The 8,182-nt window shown below is 37.0% G+C and carries 6 protein-coding genes; all 6 read left to right on the plus strand.

The annotated features are described in order from the left end of the window. The first annotated feature begins 179 nt into the window (after positions 1-179). The 6 genes from BMW42_RS14360 (at position 180) to BMW42_RS14380 (ending at position 8,018) form a co-directional block, all read left to right on the plus strand. Positions 180-620: a transposase gene (locus BMW42_RS14360; RefSeq protein WP_171260742.1), complete on the plus strand. Its 441-nt coding sequence runs from the start codon at positions 180-182 to the stop codon at positions 618-620. Positions 621-623: 3 nt separating this feature from the next. Then, a complete protein-coding gene (locus tag BMW42_RS15005; RefSeq protein WP_416224330.1) occupies positions 624-737 on the plus strand; it encodes a hypothetical protein in 114 nt (37 codons plus the stop codon). A 328-nt stretch (positions 738-1,065) separates the two neighbouring features. Beyond that, positions 1,066-3,000, plus strand: a complete 1,935-nt coding sequence (locus BMW42_RS14365; RefSeq protein WP_092768918.1) for a TonB-dependent receptor plug domain-containing protein — start codon at positions 1,066-1,068, stop codon at positions 2,998-3,000. Continuing rightward, positions 3,000-7,199 (plus strand): cobaltochelatase subunit CobN, encoded by a 4,200-nt coding sequence (gene cobN, locus BMW42_RS14370; protein WP_092768921.1) that lies wholly within the window; start codon positions 3,000-3,002, stop codon positions 7,197-7,199. Before BMW42_RS14365 ends, cobN begins: the two co-directional genes overlap by 1 nt. A 10-nt stretch (positions 7,200-7,209) precedes the next feature. After that, positions 7,210-7,713, plus strand: a complete 504-nt coding sequence (locus BMW42_RS14375) for a MotA/TolQ/ExbB proton channel family protein (RefSeq protein WP_092768924.1) — start codon at positions 7,210-7,212, stop codon at positions 7,711-7,713. After that, entirely contained in the window at positions 7,713-8,018 is a 306-nt protein-coding gene (locus BMW42_RS14380) for a DUF2149 domain-containing protein (RefSeq protein WP_092768927.1), read from the plus strand. Before BMW42_RS14375 ends, BMW42_RS14380 begins: the two co-directional genes overlap by 1 nt. Positions 8,019-8,182 lie beyond the last annotated feature (164 nt).

The raw sequence follows: 8,182 nt of genomic DNA on the forward strand, positions 1-8,182 counted from the left end.
TGCGGACTAAAATCATCAACTGAAAGAAACTTTTTGATACACATTTCAAGCGATACACAGGCATCTTATAGTCAACCATTGATTTAATGGTTGAACTACTAAAAATGCTTGTGCCTGCTAAAGTAGACTATCCAAGTTAAGTGAAGAAAATCAGGCTTTACTCCGTCTGAGCTATTGGCGTGTCAGAGCCTACTGCTTCACAAATCTTCCACGATGTAGATGATTGCCTGATCAAGTCCAATCTATTTAATTTACCCGAGAGTCTGCCTGAAGGCGAAGGTATCGACTGGAATGTGGTGATCGTAGATGCCACAGAAACTCCAACACAAAGACCTAAAAAACAGAAGAAAAGCTATAGTGGCAAGAGGAAGGCACATACATTTAAAGTTCAAGCCATTATCTATTATAGAACACAGCAATTTCTGAGTTTATGCACGAGTCGTGGTGCTGTACATGATTTCGAGCTTTTCAAACGCAACTTGAATCCGATTCCTAAAGGTGCTTTTATTCATGCAGATGAAGGCTATCAAGGAATCTATGCAATGTATCCAAATAGCTCATTGCCTCTAAAAGCAAAGAGATGCTGCAAACTAGATTCCGAGCTAAAAGTTTACAATTGAGAAATCAATAAAAGAAGAATTGGGATTGAACATGTATTCGGCAGTTTGAAAGCCTTCAAAGTCCTTGCGGCGCGATATCGTAATCGAGTCAAAAGACTAGGTTTAAGATTCAATTAAATTGCTGGAATCTATAACATGGAACTGCATAAAAATGAATTATGAAAGAATTCTATAATTTTAATAAACTCTTAAAATGTAAATTTAAAAATTCTTAGATTCTTAAATGAAGTGCGACAGAGATTAATTCTTAGTAGAAAGAGGTTTTGGTTTTTTGTCAAATTTGTACTTATCAACTCCAAAAGAGTCTCACATTTATTGGCTATTTTGGGCTCAAAGATTTTCAACTGAATATATTGAAAAATAGAAATTTATAAATTAAAAAATTGCATTATGTAATGTTATAGCATAACATTATAAGCAATAAAAAATAACCTTAAATATCACTATGCGTATCTTTTTAGGAATGGGTCTCTTTGTAACTCATGTTGTCTTTGCAGAATCAACAGACACAAATCATCATCCAGCACACAGTATGAATACGATTGTGGTCACAGCATCTGCAAAAAAAGAAAATATTCATGAAGCAATGGCGAGTATTGATGTGATTGATGGTAAGCAACTTAATCAACGATTTATAAATGATGTTTCAGATGCTTTGAACGATCGAGTAGGTCTACAAAATGTAGGTATCGGGCTAAATCGGAAAGGGGTTTCGATTCGAGGAATGAACCCGACACACACCTTATATTTAGTCGACGGACAACGAATTAATAGTTCATCCTCAGCCATTGCTCACTCTGATGGTGAATTAAACTGGGTTCCAACCGAAGCGATAGAACAGATTGAAGTGGTTCGAGGACCGATGTCTTCACTCTATGGATCAGAAGCTTTAGGTGGAGTAGTGAATATTATTACTAGAAAACCAATCGAAAAATGGACAGGCTCTGCTTCGATTCAATCGTTATGGAATGAATCTAATTTGGGTGGTGATCAGTATAAAACCAGTGCTTACTTGTCTGGTCCACTCATTGAAAATAAATTAGGTGTCAATTTCTGGGCCGAATTTAGAAAACGTGATGCGCTTGAAGATCCTACCAATTCTCGTTTAAGCAAACACGATGAGCAGAAAAATACCAAAGGGCATCTTGGTCTATTTTGGCAAGCAACAGATCAACAACAGATTGAATTCATAAGTGAGTACGGCCATGAGGATCGACAAGATTTAAGAGGTGGAACACGTAATCAATATTATCAAGTTGATGATGAAATTGAGCGGGCTCGATTCGGGTTAAAACATGAAGGTGAATGGGGTTGGGGTAAAAGTATTGTTAAGCTTTATCAAACACAATTCAAACGAGAAAGTGAGCGCAGTGATGGCGGAGATACGACATCTCCACAAAAATTAACTGATCAAGTGGCTTCGACACAGTTTCAATTTGATTTATCTAATCATCATTTAATACTGGGTAATGAGCTTCGTAAGGAAAAGTTGGAAGATCCAACGGTCAATTTAAAACAAAAAGACAGTATTACCCATTATGGAATTTATCTACAAGATATTTGGCAAATCTCTGATCAATTTAAAGTTGGATTTGGGGCACGTGGCGATGAGCATTCAGATTTTGGATGGGAACTGAGTCCGAAGTTTAATGCGTCTTATCAACTCAGCGATGCATGGACAGTCAAAGCTGGTGTGGGCAAAGGCTATAAAGCGCCAACTTTAAAGCAACTATCTAAAGAGTTTGAGTCTAATGCTGCAATGGGTGGTATGGGTATTATTCGAGGCAATCCTGATCTTAAGCCTGAAACCAATACCGCTTATGAAGTTGGATTACATTTCCATCGAGATAATTTTGAAACCTCATTAGGGTGGTTTAGAAACAATGTCGATGATTTGATAGATACACAGCGTCAGCCTACATGTTCAGTCGCAGGGAAAATTTGCTTAGATTATGTCAATGTGACAAAAGCAGAACTACAAGGTATTGAATGGAGTGGTGCTTATCACATAGAGCCATATTTACATTTAGAAGCCAATTACACTTATTTAGACGCAAAAGATAAAAGTAAAAATATCCCTTTAGCCGATCGTTCAAAGCATCAATTAAATAGTTCAGTCATTTGGCAAGTGAACGACAAACTGCAAACCAAATTACGCCAGCAATATCGCAGTAAACAATTTCAAGCTGCGAATACACCACACAGTCAAGGATATATCTTCTGGCACATGTATGCAGATTATAAAGTGACTCCGAATTGGACAGTCCAGACAGGAATTGAAAATCTGACAGATAAAAAAATTGGCATGCAACCTGATCAATTACAAACTTTTAGTGATGCAGGACGTCGTTACTTTGTTGGTATGAATGTGAGATTTTAATGATGAAGAAATCTTTCATTCTGCATGCAATAGATCCAACTCATATTCAAAAAAGTTTGGATCCAAACTCCATCCTGCGTATTTTGAGCATCTTCTTATGTGTTTATCTCACATTAAATGTGGCTTTTGCACAAACAGCAGATGCTCAAACTAAGGTATTGGTGTTACATACCGATTTTGTGGCAAATACTAAATTTGAAAAACTTGTGCCAATTGCAGCGAAACAAAATGTGCAATTACAGCATTTACAAGTAAATCAAAATCAAAAAGCTGTTCAGCAATCTATTCAGCAGGCGGATGTGATCATTTTAGATGTTCCGCGACCGCCAGATCGTAAACAGGTTGAAGAGCTTGCACTTGAAAGTTTAAAGGCTCAAGACAAAGCATATATGACCGTTGGTGGTGGAGCACCGCAGTTCCAGAAAATTCCAAAATTATTTGGATTTAAATTATTAGATCTGTATTACAACGGTGGAGAAATTAACTTTTCACATTATTTTGAAGCAGTACATCTTTGGAATACTGAAGGTAAAAAAGCCACATTTAAGACGCAAAAATTACCAGAAATTTCGATTTATCACACCAGTGCACAAGACTATTTTGACAATGTGCAATCCTATTTAGATTGGTATCAACAGAATCTAAAACATCAGAAAAAATCAACTATTCAAGGACAAAATGCCTATTTGGTTTATGTGCTTCATCCAAGCAATATCACCAATTTAACGTCTGAAAAAATTGATCAACTCATAACGCTTACTGAACGAAAAGGTGTTGTTCCCATTGTCTTGCTTTGGAATGAGTCGAAAACCAAAACCAAACTTTCAGATTTTTTTAAAGATGTACCAATCACCGCAATGGTCAATATGACGCATATTCAAAATGGTCAGGACTTAGTTGCCGAGCTACAAAAAATGAATGTGCCTATGGTTCAAAGTTTGAGTTTTAATGGCAATTTTGAAGAATGGAAAAACTCGAAATCAGGCATACCTCCGCATTTAGCATCTATCTTTTTGAGTCTTCCCGAAACTTGGGGATTTTCTGATCCTTTAGTGCTGTCTTTAAATGAGGGTGGTCGCGAGCAATGGATTGAACCACAGGTCAATATATTACTTGAACGTGTAATTGCCCAATCCAAATTGAAGATTAAACCCAATAAAGAAAAGCAAATTGGGGTGATGTTTTGGAATTATCCTTATGGTCAAAATAATTTATCTGCATCAAATTTAAATATTCCGCTGAGCATCGAAAATATTCAAAAAAGTTTAAAAGAACGTGGATACGACACCGAACTGATCAGCGAAAAACAAATTATTTCAGATGCTCAAACTTTATTATCTGCATATTACCAGCATGAAAAATTAGCTGACCTACAACAGAAAGAAATGCTCAGCTATTTTCCTGTTCAGTATTATCTTGATTGGTTAAAAACCTTGCCTGAACAGCGTCAACACGAATTAAAAGAAAGCGCGGATATTCAAAAATTATCTAAACATTGGGCAGTCGTGAAAAGGGAGGGCGAGTTTTATTTTGCAATTCCAAGTCAGCGTTACGGAAATTTATTACTACTTCCTCAGCCTACTCGTGGTTCTAAAGTAGGTGAGAATTACCACAGTCAAGACGCTGTTCCAGATCCATTATATTTAGCGACTTATCTGTATTTGCAACAAGCAACCGATGCATTGATTCATTTGGGAACACATGGCACACAAGAATGGTTGCCTGGAAAAGACAAAGGCTTAGCAGCGAATGACTATCCTTTATTGACCGCAGGTGCTTTACCGATTTTTTATCCTTATGTTCAGGATAATATCGCAGAAGCCATGCAAGCGAAACGACGTGGTCGTGCAGTTATAGTGAGTCATCAAACTGCGCCTTTAGCACCCTCTGGTTTATATGATGAATTACGAGATATTCACGATTTAATTCACCAATATGCTCAGCTCGATGAGGGTTTAGTCAAGCAGCAAACTCAAGGAAAACTGATCGCTTTAACAGAGCAAAGTGGTGTGCTTAAAGATTTAAACCTGACTCAGGTTCAGGCTCAGAATAATTTCCCTCAATTTTATACTCAGCTTCATGATCATTTGCATCGCCTAGCGCAACAAGCTGTACCCATGGGCTTGCATCGTTTCGGTTTGTCAGCCCAAGATGATCAAAGATTAATGATTGTTTTACAGCAGTTAGACTCAGACTATTTCAAAGCATTAAAGCTGGATAAAAATGAAGTGTTTAATGCCGATGTTGAAACAATTCGTCAATCTCTAGCTTATCGTTATTTGGCGCATTATGTTTTAAATCCGGCTGAATCCACAGGTTTAGGATGGTTTAAATCTAAGGCTTCAAATGTTGAGGTTGATGCAGATATTCAAAAGATAGGGCAAAGTGGAAAACTAAAAGCGTATATCGAAACTGCACAAAAAAATTATGAATATTTGAGTGCAGATAGAGAAATGCAAAGTTTGTTGAATGCTTTATCAGGAGGCTATGTTTTACCGGGAACGGGGGGAGACCCGATTCGTCAGCCTGAAAGTGTCAGTGGACGCAATTTATATGCTTTTGAAGCCAATAAAATCCCGACTAAAGCGGCTTATGAAATGGGACAAAAAACCTTTGAGCAGATGATTGCGCAGTACCAACAAAAGCATCCTCAGCAGTACCCTAACAAAGTTGCATTTAGTTTGTGGTCTTCTGAAACGATTCGTCATTTAGGTGTTTCGGAAGGACAAGTTTTGGCAGCGCTTGGTTTAAGACCTGTGTGGGATCAAGCAGGTAAAGTGGTGAGTTTAGACATTATTCCACAACAAGAGCTCAAGCGCCCACGTGTGGATGTTGTGATTCAAGCCACCAGTGTTTATCGAGATCAATTTGATGGTTTTATGCGTCTACTTGCTGGTGCAATGGCAAAACTTTCAGCGCTAAATGAACCCAATAATCAGCTTTATCAAAATTCACAACAGATACAGCAATCATTAATTGCTCAAAAAGTTGATCCTGAACGAGCTAAAGCGTTATCACAACTTAAAATTTTTAGTAATGAACCTGGAGAATATGGCTCAGGTTTAACGAAAAAAACCTTGTCCTATGATGATTGGGAAAATGATCAAGAATTAGCAAATACCTTCTTAAATAATCTGCAATATGCCTATGGCGATAAAACGTGGGGTGAGCAAGCACCAGTCAATCTATTCGCTGAAAATTTAAAAGGCGTTGATGTTGCCATTATGTCGCGTTCTTCAAATGTGCATGGCGTGTTATCGACAGATCATCCATTTGAATATTTAGGTGGATTATCTTTGGCAATTCGTTCCGTTCAAGGGAAATCACCGGAATTACTCATTACAGATTTACGCCAAAATAAAGCTGAAGTCACCTCATTGAAAGCTTATTTGTCAGATGAATTACGTACCCGTTATTTAAATCCTGAGTGGATTAAAAGTATGCAAAAGGAGGGTTATGCTGGCACATTGGAAGTAATTAATGTGACCAATAATTTATATGGCTGGAATGTGACTGACCCTTCAGTTGTCCGTGCTGATCAATGGAAAGATATGTATGAAACTTACGTTCAAGATAAGCGCGAACTTGGTGTAAATGAATGGTTCACACAACATAATCCATCTGCGCAACTCCAAGTATTAAATCGTATGGCGGAAGCGATTCGTCAAGATTATTGGCAAGCTGATGATGAGACAAAACGAGAAATTGCAGAAAAAATTCAAGCGTTGCAAGAACAAGTGAATTTGCCTTTAGAGTCTGAAAAGCTTAATGAATTTACCCAAAGTATTTTGAAGCAAAATGACAGTGTATCACTAGAAAAAAATGCACAGATGACTGTAGTAACTGATCAAGTAAATCTTGAAAATTCATCTGAAACAAAACGCACAGCCGATGAGCAAAATACTCAAAATCAGCAAGCTATAGGACAAGGTTTAAACCCAACAACACAGACTTTGAAAGCGGCCGATGCCAATCAGTCTGCTCAAGATCAACATCCATCTTCTATAGAAATACAAACACCCAAAATAGATCAAAAAAATACTCAGAATCAGGCACAACAGAAAGTCAAAGGTCAGGCTTTGGAACAAGTCCAGAAAAAGTCGGAAGTACAAGATTATGCTTGGGTTGGTGCCTTCATACTGAGTTTATTGATTGGATTTGGTTTTTTTAAACAATTTATGCAACAGCGAAAAAAATAAGAGGAAATTTATGCAAATTTTAGAAGTCGAAAGTTTGATTTATCAGGCTTCAAAACTTTTCTTATGGCCTGTGATGTTGCTCATCCTTATCTCATTGATTTTTTCATTGGTTTCTTTGGGTAGCTTTATTATGGAATGCGTGTTCAGAACCTCTAAACGTTATCGATCGATTTTGATGAAATATGCAGAACAAAATCAATTTCAAGCCTCGACTGATGATTTAGAACTTTGGATTATTAAACGTTTGGAATGGCTAAGAATTGTATCCCGAACTGCACCGATGTTGGGATTGATCGCAACTATGATTCCAATGGGTCCTGCATTACTCGCTTTATCTTCAGGTCAAGCTGAACAAGTGGGGCAGAATATGGTGATGGCATTTTCTTCAGTAATTTTATCTTTAGTTTCGGCTTCTATATGTTTTTATATTTTGGTTATCCGACGTCGTTGGTTGCTTGAAGAATTACGTGAGTATGAAAAAGAATTTGAAAGTCTTCATCAAGGGGAAGCTTAATGCGATTTTTGGAACAGGATGAAAGTGATGATCCTATGCTTTCTGTTGTGAATTTGATTGACCTTTTTTTAGTTATTATTGTGATTCTAATGATGTTGGTAGTACAAAACCCGCTAAATCCATTTTCAAATAATAATGTCGTTGTAATTGAAAATCCTGGTGAAAAAAATATGAAAATTTCATTTAAAGAAGGACAAGAACTTAAACAATATGAATCTACAGGTCAAATTGGTGAGGGCGAAGGAAGTAAGGCAGGGGTAACCTATAAACTGAATGATGGCCGAATGATTTACGTGCCTGAATAAAATGTACGTGTGATACAAACTCATCTATTAATCTAAAGTTTAACATTTGATCTATTTTTCTAAATATTAATACATAATTTGCGGACTAAAATCATCAACTGAAAGAAACTTTTTGATACACATTTCAAGCGATACACAGGCATCTTATAGTCAACCATTGATTT

Origin of the sequence: Acinetobacter sp. DSM 11652 (assembly GCF_900109815.1) — a bacterium.
Taxonomy (GTDB): Bacteria; Pseudomonadota; Gammaproteobacteria; order Pseudomonadales; family Moraxellaceae; genus Acinetobacter.